Here is a 19,027-nt window from a genome sequence, read left to right as displayed (position 1 = left end):
ATGACTCAAAACCTTGAAAGAAATGAAATGAAAAAAGCAAGTGCCCCTGCACCAAGCAGGTCTATCTGGTCTGGAAGCATCACAATAGGGCTAGTTAACGTTCCAGTTAAGCTATACTCGATGGTTTATGACAAGGGCATTTCATTTCATTTTTTGCACAAAACTGACGGACACCCTCTAAAATACGTTAAAGTATGCACTAAAGAGGACAAAATCGTTCCATGGAACGAAGTAATCAGAGGATATGAGGTGGCAAAAAACGAGTACATCACATTTGATAAAGCGGAACTTGACGCTATTAAGCCAGAGTCAGACAAGCGCATTCGCATCAGCAAATTCGTTGATTACTTTAGTGTTGACCCAATTCACTTTGACAAAACCTACGCACTACTCCCTGACAAAAGCAAAGAAGCCTACAGTCTGTTGTTAAACGCTTTAGAGCGAAAAAACAAGGCAGGTGCTGCACGGATAACTCTGAGAACCAAAGAGTACCCAGCACTGCTACATCCGTACAAAGGCGCGCTAGTTCTTACAACTTTACGTTATGCTTATGATGTGGTGGACCCGCAGGATTTCGAAGTGCTCCAAAAGCTAGAGGAGCCAGATAAAACCGAGTTGGACATGGCAATAAAAATCGTCTCGCAACTTTCAGGCGAGTTTGACATAACAGAATTCGAAGACACGTATATGAAAAAGGTTGAACAACTCATAGCGCAAAAAACGAAAGGCGAAATAATAAAAGTTGAGAAGCCCCCAGAAATAGAAGCCAAAAGCCTCATGGTTGCCCTGCGCGAAACCATCAAGCAGTTGGAAAAGAAATGAATCGCCGCATCTACAAACCCATGCTTGCACGGGTTGCCCCTGAACCTTTTTCCGATAAGGACTGGATTTTTGAGGTTAAATGGGACGGGTTTAGAGCAATCGGCTACATAGAGGGGCTCTACAGTCTGAGGAGCAGAAACCAAAAAGAGCTAAAAAACAACTTCCCAGAATTCAGCGAACTAACACGGTTGGGCACTAACATAGTGGTTGACGGCGAAATAGTGGTCATGCGCGAAGGTAAACCCGACTTCCAAACACTCCTCAAGCGAGGTCAAGCAGTCTCAAAAGGCGAAATCCAAAGGCAAACCAACCGTGCACCAGCAATCTATGTAGTGTTTGACATTTTAGAGAAAGATGGAAAACCGCTGACTTCATTGCCCTTGATGGAGCGCAAAAAAATCTTGGCGGATTCACTAAAAGAAGGCACAAATGTGCTTTTGAGCGATTTTATAGAGGATAAGGGTGAGGCTTACTTTGAATCAGCTATAGAAAAAGGCTTAGAAGGCATAGTTGCTAAGAAAAAGGATAGCCACTACGAGGAAGGTTTACGGAGCGGGAGTTGGGTAAAAATCAAAAAACTCAAAACGTGTGATTGCGTAATTTTCGGCTACACAAGAGGTAGCGAATCCAGAGAGGCAACTTTTGGAGCCCTACTTTTGGGGCTCTATGACAAAACTGGTCAGCCAGTTTACGTTGGCAAGGTTGGCACAGGCTTCACACAAGAAATACTTGGAATCTTAACTGGCAAGTTCGAAAAAATAAAGACCGCTGTTGCTCCTTTCAAGCCTGAAGCTGGTGACGTGGTAACTTGGCTTGAACCCAGACTCGTTTGCGAAGTTACATACCAAGCGGTAACAGCAGATGTTAAGTTGCGAATGGCGCGTTTTAAGCGTTTAAGGGAAGATAAACCGCCGAAAGAGTGTACCATTGACCAAATAATTGAGGACAAAAAAGCAAGTACACCATCGACGGACAAGCTTTCAGAGTACACATCAAAACGTGACTTCCAGCAAACGCCAGAGCCAAAAGGCGGGGTTCAACAACAAGAAAAACTAATCTTCGTCATTCAAGAACACCACGCCCGCAGGCTCCACTATGACTTAAGACTCGAAAACGAAGGCGTTTTGAAAAGTTGGGCGGTGCCTAAGGGAATCCCTGAAGACACCAAAGAACGGCGGCTTGCCGTAGAAACCGAAGACCACCCCTACGATTACGCCACCTTTGAAGGCGAAATTCCTAAAGGGCAATATGGCGCTGGCACCGTAAAAATCTGGGATAAAGGGCATTACAAGCCGAAAGTTTGGGAGAAAGATAAAATCGAATTCACGCTTGATGGTGAACGCTTGAAAGGACGCTATATTCTTGTGCGGCTAAAGAAGACGGAAGACTCAAAGGACTGGTTACTTCTCAAGGGCAAAGAGCAATGAACTATTTTGATTAGCCTAAACTTTAGTCCAAAAATTGCACTGTCTATAGTTGGAATTCTGTTTTAGAAAGCGAATCATTTTTTTACCATAAAAACATTAAAATGAAGAAGTGCAAAAAAAATGGCGTGTTGCGACCCCAGCTGTGAATCCGCGTTATCACTTGATGCTCGTGTTTACCTGCATGACATCGAAAAAGCCGACATCCTTGTTGGAATCCCATCGTTCAATAATGTGCTTACAGCAAGTTATGTTCTCTCCCAAGTAGTCAAAGGCTTAGACACCTATTTTCCAAACATGAGGTCAGTAATTTTTGTTTCCGACGGGAACTCCACTGACCAAACCTTGACCTCAGTAAAGAAAGTTAACTTACCCTCAGCTGTGAAGCTGATTCCAGCCATCTACATGGGGTTATCAGGTAAAGGAAGAGCCATTCGAGCCATATTTGAGGCAGCCAGCTACCTAAAAGTCAAGAGCGTAGCACTGGTCGATTCTGACCTTCGCAGCATAACTCCTGAATGGATGCGCCTTCTAATCAGCCCCGCACTGGCGGGAACAGGCTTTGTAGCGCCCTACTATAACCGCCGCAAATACGATGGAACCATAACAAACTTCCTATGCTACCCCGTCATCACCAGCCTTTTTGGCAAAGATATCAGACAGCCAATAGGCGGAGACTTCGGACTCTCCATTGAACTAGTGGAAGACTTGTTAGCTTCACCAATGTGGAAGCACCCAGATGTTTGCCGCTTCGGCATCGACATCTTCGAAACTATCACCGCTGTCGCGAAGGACTACAAAATTAAGCAAGCATTATTAGGAGTCAAAAATCACGACGCCAAAGACCCAACAAGCCAGTTAGCCTCAATGTTTCGCCAAGTCATGAACGTAATGTTCACATGTATAGAGCAATATGAATCTGTATGGAAAGAAATCAGCGGCGTTGTCCCCACTCAAATGTTCGGGGAGGCAATCTACAGTGAAACACCTGAACCTATTCAGGTTTCACTACCAGCAACTGTACAAGCCTTCAAAGACAACTACGACAAACACCGACCCATATACAAGTCATTTCTAGACCAAGAAATCCAAAACGCCTTTGAGCAAATAAAGGAAATTGAAAACAAAAAAGTTGATTTCTCATCGGAAATATGGGCAAAAACAGTCTACTCCTTCATCGCAGAATTCCACAAACAAAAAGCCAACGGCAGAGAGAAACTCCTTGATGCACTGCGAATTCTCTGGATTGGAAGAGTAGCAGTTTTTCTAAAGGACACTTGGACACTAAGCCGCGAAGAATGCGAACAACTGATAACGACAGAAGCAAAGGTCTTCCAAAAACTAAAACCCTATCTCATTGAGAGATACTAAGGGAGCAAATCATGTTTTTTAAGCAGATACAACAGCACGGCGACAACTTTTCATACATAATCGCAGATGAAAAAACCAAAGAAGCAGCGGTTGTTGATCCAAGCTATAACGCTGGAGAAATAAGCCGCCTCCTCAAAGCAGAAGACCTCCAACTAAAATATGTTATAAACACTCATGGGCACTCTGACCACACCGCTGGCAACACAGAACTCCTCTCAACCTTCCAAGCCAAACTAGTAGCGCACAAGCTTTCCAGATTAAACCCAGACCTGCCAGTCGAAAACAACGACACCGTAACCATCGGCAGAATCTCCATACGAGTAATTCACACGCCAGGACACACAAGCGATAGTATCTGCCTCTTAATCGATAACCAAATCGTCCTGACAGGCGACACGCTATTTGTCGGCGAATGCGGAAGAACAGATTTGCCAACTGGCAACTCTAAAAGCATGTACGACAGCCTATTCAATAAACTCTTGAAACTCGATGATAGCGTGAAGGTTTACCCAGGACACGATTACGGCGCTAAGCCATCCTCGACAATTGGCGAGGAAAGAAAAACCAACTACACCCTAAAACCAAGAAGCCTTGACGATTTCATCGAGTTTATGCGGCAACCTTAGGTCTCTTTTTAGTCGGAATAAATGCAATGATAACAAAAATAACAATTACCACGATAACGCTGACTAAAACCTCCGGGTGAATAAGAATTTGCCCAATCAAAATTAAGAATTGAACAACTGGATTGTCGGCAAGTGTTGCGGGTCTAACGTTCTCAGATGACACTGGTAAATACCCATAAGGCACAGTTGCAGGTAAACTAACAGATTTTTCTTTCAGCCATGCCCTAATCGGATAAAAGCTAGATTCAAGTTTCCATACAAAAACTGTGGCTACGCCATAAGCGTCAAGCGTTGAGATGTCTTGAGCAGAACCTTGCAAAGTATACACGGGGTACATCAAATCTGCGGTGTAATTGCAGTGACCTAACCCTAAACTATGCCCCAACTCATGGAGAGCAATATTTTGAGCGTCTCCCTCACTTATAGCAACACCATGATTGGTGCTTGCTGCAAGGTTAATGGTGGAATTTATAATTGCTCCCCCCTTATCGACAACAATTTTTGATAATCCTACTTGGTCTTCGGTTTCAATCAATGGACTTTGAGTCCAATTAATGTATATATCAAACCCAGGTTGGGTTTCATTAGAGATCGCTGATTGAATGCTTAGGCTTGATAAGTAGGCGTAGTCCGAGTAATTTGAGGCAAAAACAGTAATAGCGTCGTTCCATTGGCCGATGGCGCGGAGCACACAATTAGAGTAAACTGGGTTCCACCATGATTCGTTGGTAGGGGTGACTATTAGAACATTGAGTGTTGTTTGGTTCCAAGCGAATCCTTGAAGTTGCAGGATATACTGGTCTTCGGTTTGTGCCTTTGCTTGATTGTTATTTAAAAAATCGTATGATAAGAATAAACTTGAAACCAACAGAAGTAGCAAAAGAAGTTTTCGCATAATTTTTCTATAATAAACAGAGGTTTACTCTCCTTTAAATTTACCTACAAGCGATGTTTTGAGAAAATGCCGTTTTGTGTGAGCTTGGTTTGTTTTTTTGGTAGTTGTTGTGTGTGAGTCCCCTTCCCTCTTACAACAACAAGCAGTGATTTGTGTGGAGCGTTGATTTTTGTTTTCTATTTGTTTGTTAGGTTGCTTGCTGGTTGTGGATGATGCACAAGTAGCACGGTTAAAAAGGATTTGAATCTACTGTCAAATAGAGTTGGGGGTAGTTTTATGGGGGGGTTAATATGTGTGTTTGCTTTTTAGTTTAAGCGTCACTGCCGCAATCGTTGCCACCGCCACTACGGTTGCCACAATCGCTATGTAGATTGGCCACTGCCTATTGGATGTATCGTCGGGACTGTGGTCGGTTGGTTCTACAGCACTACCGATTGTTAGGGTTACTCTGTGTATGCTATGCGAGTAGGCGAATGAAATTAGCCAAGAATCTGAAACTGATTGGCTGTTAAACGAAATTTCCGTATCATCCATGAAAGCTTTGAGTTCTGAAACATCGCCTAGAATTGCCTTTGGAATGAAGATGTCAACGTATCCTGTTGTGCCTGTTGCGCCTTCTACGGTGAAACTTAATTCTTTACTTTCTGGGTCGAATTCGAATTGGCGTATTGTCGAGTTAGAATTAATGGTAAACAAGTTATTTTCAGGGTCAGGTGTAATGGCAAGATTAACAGTTTTTGTAGCAGTATTAATCGTTGATGTCGCTTCTACTGTGGCTTTAACTAGGAAATCGCCTGTGACATCAGGTATCCAAACGGCTGAAAAACCGCCGTTGGAGAGCGTCCGTACTAAGGTCAAGCTTTTCCATTCAGTGCCGCCTGTTACACTGTAGGAGATTAGGACTGGATGGTCTACAAGAGGGGCTCCATTGAGTGCTAATTCGCCGTTGATTTCAACTTTAAAACCGTTCCCTACAGCACTGCTCTTGCAGGAAACATCAATAGTAGGTGTTGGCAGAGAAGGATTTGCTGTAGGTATCGGGGTTGGTGTTGGCGAAGCAGTTGGAGCAGGAGTACCTGTTGGAGTTGGACTAGGACTAGTAGTCGGTGCCAAAGTAGGAGTTGGAGTTGGGGTAGGTTCAACTACTGGGGCATTAACGTTTATTATAACAATCAGCCTAGTTTGGGAATCTTCAATCGCTAGAAAGTGTTGCCCGCCGCTGGCTGATGGAATGGTAACGGTTGTTGAGAAGGAGCCCGAGGTGCTGGCGGTTGTTGTACCGATGACCTGAGCGTTTAACCATTCGTCCCCTGTGACTGTGCCCACTACATTAAAACCATCAAAACGCACATAAACGACGCCTGGATGGAACCAATTGCCAGAAATCACCAAGCTACTTCCAGGCGCAACACTTACGCTTGAGGACAGATTTGTACCGTTACCGTACAGACCGTAGGTTGGAAATTGGTTTCCTACTCGACTTAATCCTCTCCAGAACTGGGTATAATCGACATAAGAGTGCGGAACTCCGCCGACTTCTGTTCTAAATGAGAGCGTTGAGGAAGCGTTCGCAAATTCACCATTAGAAGTTTTCATCAAGTCAGGGATTTCTGTTGAAACGGAAATTTGACCTTGCAAGTTTGAAGTTGTAGTAGTCCAAACGTTCCATCCGCCAAAGAAAGAATCGAGGTATGAAATTGTAACAGGTGTTGAGGCTGGGTAACCTGAACCCGTGAATTGTACTATTGCCCCACCTGGACCAGATGAGGGCGTGAGTTGCAATGAGGCAGAAGACACAGAGATTTTAACGATGACACGGGTCTGAGAATCTTCAACCGCAACATAATGTTCACCTGCATTTGCGTTTGGAATGGTCACAGAGGTACTGAACGCTCCGTTTGAATTAGCAGTCGTTGTTCCAATGATATTCGCCGTCGCCCACTGATCGCTTGTGACGGTGCCAACAACGTTGACACCATCCCAGCGGATGTAAATTGCATCATTAGAGTGGAACCACTTACCGGAGATTACAATTTCATCGTCAGGCGTAACTCTAACATTTGAAACTAAATTTGTGCCATTACCGTACAATCCGTAGGCAACTGAATTACCAACTTGTTTTAGCCCTCGCTGATATTGTAGGTAATTGGCATAGCCATAAATGTAATTACTTCGCTCTGCGCGATAGGAAATTTCAGTGTATATTTCCGAAGAGTCATAAGCGCCCATAGCTTTCTTTAAATCAGGAGCTTCCGAAGTTACCGAAATTTTTCCCGTCGAGTCAGCGGTCACTGATGTCAAATAATGCCATGTGCCAAAGGTTGGGTCACGATATGAAATTGTGACTGGTTGCCCAGGTGGGTAGTTAGAACCCGTGAAGGTAATTGGAACGCCGCCTGGCCCCGAAGAGGGTGAAACGGTTAGTGTTGAATCATAAAGTATGGGGGTGATAACGATGTATGTATCTGTTACAGCAACTGCCGAGCCAATTTGGTCGACTGCTTTGATGTAATGATTGCCTCCGCTTGAAGTCAACGGTATGGTTCCGTTAACCCAGTTACCACCAGTAACCCAAACCCCATTAGTGCCATTATACACATGAGTTGTTGTTGCATCAGCGACATCGTAGACTGAAAATATTGGTGTATATACACTTCCTGACATTTGTGGTGAGCCATCAGTGCTCAGGAACAACCAAAATTGTTCACCTGACCAAGTTACGCCTCCAAAGTAAAGGTTCACGTTTTCTCCTGCTTGTACCTGTTGACCGGGAGTACTTGCGGTTTTGCTGTTTATTCTGATAAAACCGCTTGAAGATGAAACGGATGACATGAAAGCTGGAATAACAAGTGATAGCAGAAGAGCGAGAATTAAAAAGACTTTCATGTTATGTTTTAACATGTACCTACACCTTGGGCAATAATGTGATTAGCGCTTATTAACATTTACGATTGCTAACTATTGAGTTTAAGGCATCGTTGTGCTCAAAACTGGAGGATTTCTGATGAAATTGCTTGCTTTTTGTATTGATCAAAGGTAATAATCTAAATTGTCTGATAAATGCTAAATACGCCGTATTGGAAGAAAATTTATCTAGTAAGCCAGATGAATAATCACAGGTTTGAGGGCAGGAAATGAAGAAAACCTACATTGGGGTTGTAGCTGTTTTTGTCATTGTTATAGTATTGCTTTCTGGGTTACTGCTCACTGGTTACAACTTCTCGCCCAAGCCTAAAACACCCACAGCGTATGTTGGAATAGCGTACTGCGGAGACAATGTCGCCCAAGGAAAACAGTTAATAGACAAAGTTAAGGGCTACACGAATCTCTTTGTTTTGCAATCAGGTCTACTTCAAAGAGATTTGGCGAGCGTTAATGAATTGGGGGATTACGCGGTTGCCGCTGGAATGTACTTTTTGCCATATTTTGGAGTGCTTATTCAAGAGTCATTTTCAGTTTGGCTTGAGTCTGCTAAAGCAAAATGGGGAGACCACCTGTTAGGAGTCTATTATGGTGATGAACCAGGCGGCAAAATGCTAGACGACTACGTAGAATATGAGGATGTAGCAACTGGCGATTCCATAACAAAGACCAAGTACGGCGACATAGTAGTCAAAAAACCTGATGGCATAGTCATTAATTATCAACTTGACGGCAACATACTTTTATCAGAACCTGCTCCAGCTAACAGCGGTTCAGACATAAACAGTGAGGCATTATTCTACGCCAATGGCACTGTCAAGGTTATCAGATCAGTACCTAACGGCTTTAGCTACCAAACATATCAACAACTCCAAAATATACGACCATTCAAAGACATAGACGAGACTGCCCAAAGGTTCTGCGCCCGCGATAAAGATAACATAGAGTTCCTAAAGAACTTGACTAAGGTGTTTACTTCAGATTATGGGTTATATTGGTTTGACTATCTGGCTGGCTATGATGTGGTGCTGGGGCAACTTGGATGGAATCTTAGCGTAACTCAGCAACTATCGCTTATGCGCGGAGCCGCAAATACACAGCAAAAAGATTGGGGCGTATTCATTACTTGGAAATATCAAACGCCACCGTACCTTGACAACGGCACCGAGATTTTTAATCAACTTAAAACATCCTATGAGTGTGGAGCAAAATACTTTGTCAGTTTCAACTACTATGACTCAGAAGCAGGCACTTACGGCACAATGCAGGACGAACATTTTCAAGCGCTCAATTTGTTTTGGCATGACGTAGTTGAGAATTCTCAAGTAACTCAAGGGTCACTCAAAGCTGAGTTCGCAGTGGTATTCCCGAAAAATTATGGTTGGGGAACCCGCTGGGCAGAAGACAAGGTTTGGGGAATCTTCAAAGCTGACGAAGAAACCCAACGGATATGGGAGTTAATGCAAGCAACCCTCAAAGAGCATGGATTAAAGGTAGACATTGTTTTCAGTGATTCCGAGTTTCCTGCGGCTACCCGCTACCAGAACATCTATTCTATAGAGTGAAAAGCCGACGACTCCATTTTACTATTCATATCTGGTTAAGAACAGCGGTTTTTCTGCTTCCTTTCGCCTATCTTCCAAAGGTACATCCTTCAGTGAAACGTTCTCCAAGCTTTCATCTTTCAACTTTATATTTTGGAGAAATCGGTTCAGTTTCCCCTCTTGGGAATTCATTAAGCTACACCTTATTTAAGCCACTCTCTACCATGGCATATATAGAATTGTGACTGTCACTATACAACAACTATTCTTTGACACGATGAATAGAAAACAATGTAATTTATCAGTAACTAAAAACTATTATTTTAAAACAATAAACAACGACAAAAATAAAGTGTAAGGGTTTATGGACCCTTTTTAGTGACTTCTTTGACGACGCCGGCAGCTACTGTTGTACCCATGTCTCTGATTGCGAAGCGTCCGAGCTCTGGGAATTCTTGATAGGGCTCTACTGCGATAGGATGCAGTGGTTCCAATCTGACCCAAGCTGCGTCCCCTGTTTTGAGGAAGCTCGGGTGTTCTTCAGTTACTTGGCCTGAGCGTGGGTCAATTTTCTTTAGAAGTTCTGTGAATCTGCATGCGATTTGTCCTGTGTGATAGTGTAGTACTGGTGTGTATCCTGCTGCGATTGCTGTTGGGTGGTAGATGATGATAATTTGACCAATGAACTCTTTCGCTACGGTTGGCGGGTTGTCAACTGGACCAGCGACGTCTCCGCGGTGAACCTCGTTTTTGGCTATGCCTCTTACGCTCATGCCGATGTTGTCGCCTGGCTCTGCAACTGGGATTGAGGTGTGGTGCATTTCGATTGATTTAACTTCCGCAGTCTTGTTTGAGGGCATAAAGACTAGGTTTTGACCAGGTTTGAGAACGCCTGTTTCAACTCTGCCCACTGGGACTGTTCCGATGCCTGTGATAGTGTAAACGTCTTGTATTGGAATACGTAATGGCTTGTTAGTTGGTTTAGCTGGGACTTCCAGTAAGTCTAATGCTTCAATCAGCGTTGGACCTGTATACCAGGGCATTTTGTCGCTTTTCTTTATCAGGTTGTCGCCTGTCCAACCAGAAACTGGTACAAAGTTGATTTTTTCAACTTTGAATCCGACCATGCGAACCATTCTGGAAATTTCATTCTTCATTTCCTCATAGCGGTCTTTGTTCCAGTTAACGGTGATATCATCCATTTTATTAATTGCAACAACGAGTTGACGAATACCTAGCGTGAATGCTAAGAACGCGTGTTCTCTTGTTTGACCACCTGGACCGATGCCTGCCTCGAACTCGCCTTTTTTAGCTGAGCAGAAGAGGACGGCAGCGTCTGCTTGGCTTGCGCCAGTAATCATGTTTTTGACGAAGTCTCGGTGACCTGGTGCATCAATGACTGTGTAGTTGTATTTCTTGGTTTGGAACTGTAGGAACCGAAGGTCAATTGTGACACCTCTTTCTCGTTCTTCCTTGAGGTTGTCGAGAACCCATGCAAACTTAAATGTTCCTTTGCCCATTTTTGCAGCTTCTTCTTCGAAGGCTTTGATTGTTCTCTCGTCGATGGCGCCTGCTTGGTATAGTAAGTGTCCTGTGGTTGTTGATTTTCCATGGTCAACGTGCCCCATGATGATGAGGTTTAAGTGGGGTTTATCGCTTTTGCTCATTTTCATTCCTTCTATTAATCTTACCTAATTTGTGAATTCGTTAACACATCAGTCCTTCCAATTATTTTAAGATTACGATGATGTCTCCGCCTGTATACCACTAAAAAGCCCTAAGTCCATGCTAAAAATCACACATGTTCACTGTTCAAAGTTAAGATTATTAGTTTAGGTCGTTATTGGTATTTCAGTGGCAGCTAATGTTTTTTGAGTTGTCATTAGATGGCTTTTGGGTTTTCAAAGGATTCTCCAACCTCAACGGCGAACAGTTAGGAGCACATACGCTTGAATACAATGATGATGATTGGTTTCCAGCGCATGTTCCTGGAACCGTGCACACCGATTTGATGGCGAACAACATCATTTCTGACCCTTTTCAAGGTGAAAACGAAAAGGATGTTGCATGGGTGGCTGAAAAGGAATGGTGGTACCGCAAACAAGTAGATTTGCCGCCTGAAGTGCCAAAGAAAGGCGTGGTCGAGCTTGTTTTTGATGGCTTAGACACCTTTGCCGCTGTCTGGGTGAACGGAATCAAGGTCGGCGAAGCATATAACATGTTTACGCCTTGGCGGTTCAACATCAAAACAGCCCTCAGAGAGGGCAAGAATGTTATTGCTGTTAGGTTTAAACCAATTTATACGGTTGCTTTAGAACTGGAGAGGAAATACAGCGGCAAGTACGGTTGCTTGCATGCTGAGAACTGTTCGGCTCGACCTTACGTTCGTAAAGCTCAGTACGCTTTCGGGTGGGATTGGGGGCCTACTTTGCCGACTGCTGGAATTTGGCGCGGCGCACGGCTTGTTGCTTACGATAAGGCAAAGATAGGATTTTTGGCAGCCTTGCCCATGCAGGTTTCAGAAGAGAAAGCAAAAGTCAAGATAGCCGTTGATGTGTATGTGGCTACTGCTTGTTGTGTCGAGGCCAAGTTTGTTGTGGAGGGCTTTGGGCAGAGAATTGAACAACAGGTAATCAAGCAGACTGATGCAGGGCATGATTCTCTCGAAAGTGAAGTGGAAATTGCTGAGCCAAAGTTGTGGTGGCCAAAAGGGTATGGTGCGCAAAACCTCTACGATGTCTCCGTTGAGTTGTACAGTAGCGGCTCTTTTTTGGATAAGGCAACAGCCAAGTGTGGCGTTAGGAGCGTGGTGCTTTTGCAGGAGCCTGATGAGGAAGGCAGGTGTTTCATTTTTGTGGTTAATGGTTTGAAGATTTTCTGCAAGGGTGCTAATTGGGTGCCAGCAGACTCTTTTCTTCCCAGAGTTACTTCAGAACGCTACAAGCAACTCCTTGGCCTGGCGGTGGAAGCGAATATTAATATGCTCAGAGTTTGGGGCGGGGGTGTGTATGAGGATGACGTTTTTTATTATATGTGTGACAAGCTGGGGATTATGATTTGGCAGGATTTTATGTATGCTTGCGCGGCTTACCCTGAAGAAGACTGGTTTTTGCAGGAAGCGAAAAGAGAAGCGGAAGAAGTTCTGCGGCGGTTACGCGGGCATCCGTGCATTGTTGTGTGGTGTGGCAACAATGAGATACAGTGGCAGCACCTTAGCCTTTGGAAGGACAGAACACAACCTCTTGGGTTGCCAATATTTAATGAGATTTTACCAGAGGGTCTCAGCAGGCTTGATGGCACGCGTCCTTACCGACCTAGTACCCCATACGGCGGAGAAGAACCCAACAGCGAGCGCGAAGGTTCGAGGCATAACTGGGTTGTCTGGAGCAAGGAAACGGATTACCCCGCTTACCTTGAAGACAAGGGACGTTTCTTAACCGAGTTTGGTTGGCAAGCGCCGCCTTCGCTGAAGCTTTTAGATGAGTATTTGGGTACCAATCTGCGGGTTGATTCGCCTGTTTTTTTGGCGCATGAAAAGCAAATTGATGGTATTAGAATACTAAAGAAATTGCTTTCACTGCATTATCCCGTGCCTGATGATTTTAGGCGCTTTGTTCGTTACGCACAGTTGAATCAGGGTGAAGCACTCAAAACGGCTGTTGCTTTTTGGCGAAGTCGCATGTTCAAAACTAGCGGATGTCTAATTTGGCAACTCAATGATTGCTGGCCCGCGGTAAGCTGGAGCTTGATTGATTACGGCTTGAATCCGAAGGCAGCGTATTTTTTTGTTAAGCGCGCTTTTCAGCCTGTCATAGCACCTTTAATTGTTAGAGACGGCAAGGTTTATGGTTATATTGTAAATGAAACGGCGAAAGAATTGAACTTGACTTTTAAGTTTGAGGTCATTAGGTTTAATGGTGAACTCTTGTATGCTGAGAGAACAACAACAGTCGTTTCAGCTTATAGGTCTCTTTTGGTTTTTGAGTCTGCTTTGGATAAGCTTCCTTTGACTGATGATTGTGTGTTATTGGTAAAGCTTGAGGAAGATGGCGTTGTTTTGTATGAGGATTTGAAAACTGTGGTTGACCCCAAAGACTTTAGGCTACCAGAGCAACAAATCGTAGTAAAACTTAACAAAGTTGCCGAAAGGACCTTTGAGATTTCATTGGTATCTTCTGTTTATGCTAAAGCGGTACATTTGGAATTAGAGGGGTTAGTGGGAAGGTTTTGTGATAATTTTTTTGACCTTGCACCGAAAGGTCAGAAAATCGTTAGATGCAGGTTGGAGCATGATGTAAGTCTAAGTGACTTCCAGAATGCTTTCAAGTATCAAGTTTATCCCTACGCTTAATTGTTTTACGTGGACTAGTTTTGCCATTGTTGCTTTCGACCAAAAAATATAACTTAAACGCAACAACTCTAGTAAATTTGGGTTTTTTGTTTTGTCTCAAGGCGATGCCGCTGTTCTAAAGAATCTCATGCTTTATCTGAAAACTAAGTCGTTGACTTCTGAGAATCTGTTTAAGCGGGAGACTAGAGAAGTTGATGACATGTTTATGGATCTGTTGAGTGTTTTTCAGCGGTACTACGACCAAGCGCCAGAAAGCGATAAACAGACATTAAGAAGCATGTTAGACCTAATAATTCTCTTGTCAGAGCAAGTTCATACATCACACAGGCAAGCGGAAAGCACAATTGATGATTTCAAAATTTACATTACAGCGCTTGAGGGTCGTTACAGGAATATTGATGGTGATTTTGACAAGACGGTTGCTGAACCAGCGGAGAAAGAAGCAAAAGAGCGTGACAAAGAGGAAGAGGAAAGAGCTAAAGCTATTGAGGAGTACAGCAAAAGAGCGAGACCTAAGTTTTATGAGTAGAATGGTTATTTTCGTTCGATTAGTTCAATTAGGGTGCCGTCTGGGTCTTCGATGAATGCTATGGTTGTGTTTGGATTTAGTTTGAATGGTTCATCGGTTATGGTTACGTTTTCCTTGCGCATGGCAAAGAGGGTTTTTTCCATGTCAGCTACTTCGAAGCCTAAATGGTCAAACAACCGCTCCTCATATTCAGGCTGGCTGAACTTAGTTTGGTTTCGGTAGAATGTGAGTTCAAGCGTGCAACCTTTGCCCTCTGCATCTTGCAGAAATGCAATTTCAGCGTTGTTCTGTTTGATTTCGCGGCGACTCTGAAGCTTTAAGCCCAGAAGGCGAGAGTAGAAATCGATGGATTTTTCCATGTTACTTGTGCGAATGCTTGTGTGTACAAACATGTTCTTTTCACTGTTGACTTTAGGATTATATGGTTTGTTATAAAGCCTTTAGTTTAGGGGCACTTTTTTGCTTGTTCATCAAGAGTTATATTCACAAGCGTGTCTGCTCTTTGTATCTGCGGATTGGTTCGTGGAACATTTACAAAGCAGATTTTTTTGAAAATTCTCTTAGCTTCCTGCACTTTTTGCCAGAGTTGTTGCAGTTGATAATTCTTTACGGTGTATTGTCCGTTTAGCTGTTTTACGACTAATTCGCTGTCGAGGTGGCAAACGATTTCTTGTGCTCCCTGTTCTGCGGCAAACTTTAGCGCCATCAAAAGCGCTTCGTATTCTGCTTGGTTATTGGTACGAATTCCTATGAAACGTGAATCCGCCTTTACGGTTTCGCCTCTCTCGTTTAGTGCTATGAAGGCTACTGCTGCTGGTCCAGGGTTGCCTCTTGCGCCGCCATCTGAGAAGATTTGGAGTTGTTGGCTCATTTGTGTTTTCACTTCTCTTTTAGTTGTGTTTGGTTATTAAAAGCGTTAAGGTGAGTCAGCGCTGTTTTGTTTGAGTGTTGCTGTTTGCGTACAGCCACATGCGTTTAAGAGGTAAGAATCTACTAATCAAAACAGTGAAAGGCTTTTGAGTAATAGTTTTTCGGGGTCAGCTAAGTTTAACTCGCATGAACGTAAGTTTGCTTTGCTTAGGTATGGAAGAGAACCGAGTGGGTTTAAGGGTTCTAGGAGAGGCAAGCTTGATATTATTGCTGAGATTTTGCTTTTTTGTGAGCAGCAGAAGACTAAAACTAGCGTAATGTATAATGCCAACCTCAATTATGCACAGTTGAAAACTCATATTGATGCTTTAGTTGCTCAGGGATTGCTTGCTAATAAGGCGAACAAATACACTACCACACAAAAGGGCTACCGCTTCTTGGAACTGTTTGCGCAACTAAACGATTTGCTTGACGAACTTAAGCCCTAGCAGTTTATCGGTCATCCCAAGCTGTCTTTAACTGGGCAATGAATCCTTCTTGGTCTTCTGCTAGGCGTTTCTTGATTTGTTTCCAAACCGCTGGGCAATCAGCTTCACCTGCAAGGTCATGCATTATTCTGCCCAGTTCCTTTCGATTGTCTCGTGTAACTTTTATTCCAGCTTTCTCAAATACGTCTGTTAGATGACGGAAATAACAAGTCATAGCGTTATGCCACTTCGTTTAAAATAAAGGGGTAAATGGAGTTGATTAGGCTTTTCCTGAGCTTCCGAAGAGGCGCATTTTTCCTTTGGCGACTTCTTTCATGGCGTCTTTGGCTGGGCCTAGGATTTTTCTCGGGTCGAATTCTTTTGGGTTGTTGGTTAGGACTTCGCGGACTGTGGCTGTGAATGCTAGGCGTAGGTCGGTGTCGATGTTTATTTTTGCTACTCCTTGTTTTATGGCTTGTTGGAGTTGGTCCTCTGAGACGCCTTTTGCGCCTTCTAGTGCTGCGCCGTATTTTGTGGCTTTTTCGGTTATCCATGCTGGGACGCTTGATGCTCCGTGTAGAACTAGTGGTATGGTTACTTTTTGGCTGATTTGTTTTAGGCGTTCTTGGTCAAGTTTTGCTTGGCTTTTGAATTTGTATGCGCCGTGTGATGTGCCTATGGCTACTGCCAGTGTGTCAATGCCAGTTTTTTCTACGAATTCTTGGGCGTTTTGGGGGTCTGTTAGGATTGCATCTTTTTCTTCTACGCTTCGTTCTTCTACGCCTGCGAGTTTTCCGAGTTCTGCTTCAACTGAGACGCCTTTTGGGTGTGCGTAGTCGACTACTCGTTTGGTTAGTTTGATGTTTTCTTCAAAGGTTAAAAATGAGCCGTCAATCATGACTGAGCTGAAGCCTGCGTTTATACATTTGATGGCTGTGTCGTAGTCTTCTCCGTGGTCTAAGTGTATGGCTAGTGGCACGGTTGCGGTTTGTGCGGCTGTTTTGGCTAGCGTAGTGATGTAGTCTAGTCCAGCGTACTTGATGACGCTCGGTGTTATCTGCATGATGGCTGGAGATTTTTCTTCTGTTGCTGCTTCCACTACTGCTTTTATGCTTTCTAGGTTTTGGACATTTAGTGCTGCGATGGCGTAGCCGTTTTTTCTTGCTGGAACCATTAAGTCTTTGTTTGTTACAAGCACTTGTTTTACGCTCCATTTTATTGGTTAACTGTATAACTGTGCGGAATATACGATTGTTATTAGTATTTAATACTTCTGAGTTGTTGGGTTGCGCTTGGATGCTTAATTACTTGGTTTTTATGAGTTGTTGCTCTGTCATAGACCCTATCCCCCCTATAAAAAGCAGTTTCGAGCATCCGTTCATGGGTTATATTGTTTGAACGTTTTCAACAATTATTGCTCTTTTAACTGATTTGCAGGCTAAATATTCTTTAAGTAAAGTTAATTAGTGGTCTTTTGCACATTTCTATTAACTGCTTTTAGCTACCTGTTTTCCCTAAAATATTCGGGGCAATAGCTATCTGCATACTCAACTCATTAAAATGTAAAGGTGTAAAAGAATGAGTCAAAACCAAATGTTCTGTTACCAATGTGAACAAACGGCTAAAGGGCAAGGATGCACAGTCATGGGCGTCTGTGGCAAAACCCCTCAAGTCGCCAACCTCCAAGACCTCTTAATTTACAAACTGCGAGAATTAAGTCAACTTGTTATCCAAGCAAAACAGTCGGGTTTGGTGGATGAAGCAACAAATGTATTCACTGCCGAAGCACTTTTTGCAACTTTGACTAACGTGAACTTCGACCCAGATGCAATCGTGGCTTACCTCAGAAAAGCAGAGCAGCTTCAAAAAAATCTTCAAGAGAAACTGCAGTCAAAAACCGCTTACTTACAACTTGAAAAAACAATGGAGGGTTTAATTGCGCAGGGCAAACAACACGGCATACAATCTGACACGACAATTGACCCAGACCTTCACTCGTTGCAGTGGCTACTAACATACGGGTTAAAGGGTGTCTCCGCCTACACGTACCACGCGTATCTTTTGGGCAAAAAAGACCAAAAAGTCTTCGACTTCATCCACGAAGGACTTGCTGCGCCGTTGGACAAGTCGCTTGGCGTAAACGATTTCGTCGGTTTAGTTTTCAAATGCGGAGAAATTAACATCCGAGCCATGGAACTGCTTGATGCAGGCAACACTGAAAGATATGGTCACCCAGTCCCCACCAAAGTGCCGCTGGGCCACAAGAAGGGCAAAGCAATTCTTGTCTCTGGACATGACCTTATAGATTTAGAGGAGATCCTAAAGCAAACGCGAGGCAAAGGCATAACAGTTTACACTCACGGCGAAATGCTTCCAACACACGGTTACCCAAAGCTCAAAGCGTACCCGCACTTCTATGGGCACTTCGGCACTGCGTGGCAAAACCAGCAACGAGAATTCGCTCAGTTCCCAGGCGCCATCCTAATGACCACCAACTGTCTCCAACGACCCATGGAAAGCTACAGTAGCAACATCTTCACCACCGGACCAGTCGGCTACCCAGGTGTGCCCCACGTGGAAAACAAGGACTTCTCAGCGGTAATCAATAAGGCACTTGAACTGCCAGGCTTCCCAGATGATGTTGAGGGCAAAAGTGTGCTGGTTGGGTTTGGAAGAAATGCTGTGTTAAGCGTAGCAGACAAAGTAATCGATGCAGTTAAAAAAGGTCGCATCAAAAGGTTCATTCTAGTTGGCGGATGCGACGGCGCAAAACCAGGCAGAAGCTACTACACAGAATTCGTGGAGAAGGCACCCAACAACACCATCATATTAACTCTGGCTTGCGGCAAATTCCGCTTCTTCGACAAAGAACTCGGCACAATCGACGAAATCCCGCGGCTACTCGATATTGGGCAATGCAACGATGCTTACTCAGCTGTAAAAATCGCTCAAGCACTCGCAAACGCATTCAATGTGGGTGTCAACGATTTGCCGTTGTCGCTGGTACTTTCGTGGTATGAGCAAAAAGCAGTCGCCATCCTGCTCTCACTCCTGTACCTAGGCATAAAAGACATCCGCATAGGACCCAGCCTACCAGTATTCATAACCCCAAACATACTAAAGGTGCTTGTCGACAAATTCAACATAATGCCAATCAAAACAGCCGACGAAGACCTCAAAGCGATAATGGCATAACCCCTCCCCCC

At 43.8% G+C, this 19,027-nt stretch carries 17 protein-coding genes; 9 read left to right on the top strand and 8 right to left on the bottom strand.

What is annotated here, in order from left to right:
* From NWE95_08305 to NWE95_08290, 4 genes are all read left to right on the top strand, one after another.
* Nucleotides 1–822, top strand: a complete 822-nt coding sequence (locus NWE95_08305; GenBank protein MCW4003896.1) for a Ku protein — start codon at nt 1–3, stop codon at nt 820–822.
* Complete coding sequence (ligD, locus tag NWE95_08300; protein MCW4003895.1) at nt 819–2,249, top strand: non-homologous end-joining DNA ligase; 1,431 nt, start codon at nt 819–821, stop codon at nt 2,247–2,249. The genes NWE95_08305 and ligD overlap by 4 nt, the downstream gene beginning before the upstream one ends.
* A 120-nt stretch (nt 2,250–2,369) precedes the next feature.
* Nucleotides 2,370–3,617, top strand: coding sequence for a cell wall biosynthesis glycosyltransferase (locus NWE95_08295; protein ID MCW4003894.1), 1,248 nt, complete (start codon nt 2,370–2,372; stop codon nt 3,615–3,617).
* Nucleotides 3,618–3,628: 11 nt separating this feature from the next.
* Nucleotides 3,629–4,243 carry an MBL fold metallo-hydrolase gene (locus NWE95_08290; protein ID MCW4003893.1) on the top strand — a complete coding sequence of 205 codons (615 nt, stop codon included), beginning with the start codon at nt 3,629–3,631 and terminating at the stop codon, nt 4,241–4,243.
* Here the strand turns inward: NWE95_08290 and NWE95_08285 are convergent.
* Entirely contained in the window at nt 4,227–5,138 is a 912-nt protein-coding gene (locus tag NWE95_08285) for a matrixin family metalloprotease (protein ID MCW4003892.1), read from the bottom strand. The genes NWE95_08290 and NWE95_08285 overlap by 17 nt on opposite strands.
* Before the next feature lie 285 nt (nt 5,139–5,423).
* A complete protein-coding gene (locus tag NWE95_08280; protein MCW4003891.1) occupies nt 5,424–8,039 on the bottom strand; it encodes a hypothetical protein in 2,616 nt (871 codons plus the stop codon).
* A 233-nt stretch (nt 8,040–8,272) separates the two neighbouring features.
* On the opposite strand from NWE95_08280, the gene NWE95_08275 reads away from it, so the two are divergent.
* Nucleotides 8,273–9,625 (top strand): hypothetical protein, encoded by a 1,353-nt coding sequence (locus tag NWE95_08275; protein MCW4003890.1) that lies wholly within the window; start codon nt 8,273–8,275, stop codon nt 9,623–9,625.
* Nucleotides 9,626–9,646: 21 nt separating this feature from the next.
* Here NWE95_08275 and NWE95_08270 read toward each other — a convergent pair whose 3' ends face one another.
* Together NWE95_08270 and tuf are read right to left on the bottom strand one after the other, a co-directional pair.
* Nucleotides 9,647–9,796: a hypothetical protein gene (locus tag NWE95_08270; protein ID MCW4003889.1), complete on the bottom strand. Its 150-nt coding sequence runs from the start codon at nt 9,794–9,796 to the stop codon at nt 9,647–9,649.
* A 170-nt stretch (nt 9,797–9,966) separates the two neighbouring features.
* Complete coding sequence (tuf, locus tag NWE95_08265) at nt 9,967–11,271, bottom strand: translation elongation factor EF-1 subunit alpha (GenBank protein MCW4003888.1); 1,305 nt, start codon at nt 11,269–11,271, stop codon at nt 9,967–9,969.
* 197 nt (nt 11,272–11,468) lie between these two features.
* Here tuf and NWE95_08260 point away from each other — a divergent pair, with 197 nt between their 5' ends.
* Complete coding sequence (locus NWE95_08260; protein MCW4003887.1) at nt 11,469–13,955, top strand: glycoside hydrolase family 2 protein; 2,487 nt, start codon at nt 11,469–11,471, stop codon at nt 13,953–13,955.
* 91 nt (nt 13,956–14,046) lie between these two features.
* A complete protein-coding gene (locus NWE95_08255) occupies nt 14,047–14,484 on the top strand; it encodes a hypothetical protein (protein MCW4003886.1) in 438 nt (145 codons plus the stop codon).
* A 5-nt stretch (nt 14,485–14,489) separates the two neighbouring features.
* Here NWE95_08255 and NWE95_08250 read toward each other — a convergent pair whose 3' ends face one another.
* Entirely contained in the window at nt 14,490–14,876 is a 387-nt protein-coding gene (locus NWE95_08250) for a VOC family protein (GenBank protein ID MCW4003885.1), read from the bottom strand.
* Between the two features lie 53 nt (nt 14,877–14,929).
* Nucleotides 14,930–15,355, bottom strand: a complete 426-nt coding sequence (locus NWE95_08245) for a ribonuclease HI family protein (protein ID MCW4003884.1) — start codon at nt 15,353–15,355, stop codon at nt 14,930–14,932.
* A gap of 145 nt (nt 15,356–15,500) precedes the next feature.
* Between NWE95_08245 and NWE95_08240 the strand changes: the two genes are divergently transcribed.
* The gene (locus tag NWE95_08240; GenBank protein ID MCW4003883.1) at nt 15,501–15,842 is read left to right on the top strand and encodes a winged helix-turn-helix domain-containing protein; all 342 of its coding nucleotides are present in this window, start codon (nt 15,501–15,503) and stop codon (nt 15,840–15,842) included.
* 4 nt (nt 15,843–15,846) lie between these two features.
* Here the strand turns inward: NWE95_08240 and NWE95_08235 are convergent, their stop codons facing one another.
* Nucleotides 15,847–16,056, bottom strand: coding sequence for a hypothetical protein (locus tag NWE95_08235; protein ID MCW4003882.1), 210 nt, complete (start codon nt 16,054–16,056; stop codon nt 15,847–15,849).
* Between the two features lie 45 nt (nt 16,057–16,101).
* Complete coding sequence (fba, locus tag NWE95_08230) at nt 16,102–17,019, bottom strand: class II fructose-1,6-bisphosphate aldolase (protein ID MCW4003881.1); 918 nt, start codon at nt 17,017–17,019, stop codon at nt 16,102–16,104.
* A gap of 395 nt (nt 17,020–17,414) precedes the next feature.
* On the opposite strand from fba, the gene hcp reads away from it, so the two are divergent.
* The gene (hcp, locus tag NWE95_08225) at nt 17,415–19,016 is read left to right on the top strand and encodes a hydroxylamine reductase (GenBank protein MCW4003880.1); all 1,602 of its coding nucleotides are present in this window, start codon (nt 17,415–17,417) and stop codon (nt 19,014–19,016) included.
* Nucleotides 19,017–19,027: the final 11 nt, after the last annotated feature.

Source organism: Candidatus Bathyarchaeota archaeon (assembly GCA_026014725.1).
Classification (GTDB): Archaea; Thermoproteota; Bathyarchaeia; order Bathyarchaeales; family Bathycorpusculaceae; genus Bathycorpusculum.
This window is presented reverse-complemented; position numbering and strand designations above follow the sequence as displayed.

Excerpts from the sequence above, each read along its gene's own strand:
- NWE95_08275 (MCW4003890.1), top strand. The coding sequence starts at position 8,273 with ATGAAGAAAACCTACATTGGGGTTGTAGCTGTTTTTGTCATTGTTATA.
- hcp (MCW4003880.1), top strand. The coding sequence starts at position 17,415 with ATGTTCTGTTACCAATGTGAACAAACGGCTAAAGGGCAAGGATGCACA.
- NWE95_08290 (MCW4003893.1), top strand. The coding sequence starts at position 3,629 with ATGTTTTTTAAGCAGATACAACAGCACGGCGACAACTTTTCATACATA.
- NWE95_08250 (MCW4003885.1), bottom strand. The coding sequence starts at position 14,876 with ATGTTTGTACACACAAGCATTCGCACAAGTAACATGGAAAAATCCATC.
- tuf (MCW4003888.1), bottom strand. The coding sequence starts at position 11,271 with ATGAGCAAAAGCGATAAACCCCACTTAAACCTCATCATCATGGGGCAC.
- NWE95_08260 (MCW4003887.1), top strand. The coding sequence starts at position 11,469 with ATGTTTTTTGAGTTGTCATTAGATGGCTTTTGGGTTTTCAAAGGATTC.
- NWE95_08235 (MCW4003882.1), bottom strand. The coding sequence starts at position 16,056 with ATGACTTGTTATTTCCGTCATCTAACAGACGTATTTGAGAAAGCTGGA.
- NWE95_08245 (MCW4003884.1), bottom strand. The coding sequence starts at position 15,355 with ATGAGCCAACAACTCCAAATCTTCTCAGATGGCGGCGCAAGAGGCAAC.
- NWE95_08285 (MCW4003892.1), bottom strand. The coding sequence starts at position 5,138 with ATGCGAAAACTTCTTTTGCTACTTCTGTTGGTTTCAAGTTTATTCTTA.
- NWE95_08280 (MCW4003891.1), bottom strand. The coding sequence starts at position 8,039 with ATGTTAAAACATAACATGAAAGTCTTTTTAATTCTCGCTCTTCTGCTA.
- NWE95_08270 (MCW4003889.1), bottom strand. The coding sequence starts at position 9,796 with ATGAATTCCCAAGAGGGGAAACTGAACCGATTTCTCCAAAATATAAAG.
- NWE95_08295 (MCW4003894.1), top strand. The coding sequence starts at position 2,370 with ATGGCGTGTTGCGACCCCAGCTGTGAATCCGCGTTATCACTTGATGCT.
- NWE95_08305 (MCW4003896.1), top strand. The coding sequence starts at position 1 with ATGACTCAAAACCTTGAAAGAAATGAAATGAAAAAAGCAAGTGCCCCT.
- ligD (MCW4003895.1), top strand. The coding sequence starts at position 819 with ATGAATCGCCGCATCTACAAACCCATGCTTGCACGGGTTGCCCCTGAA.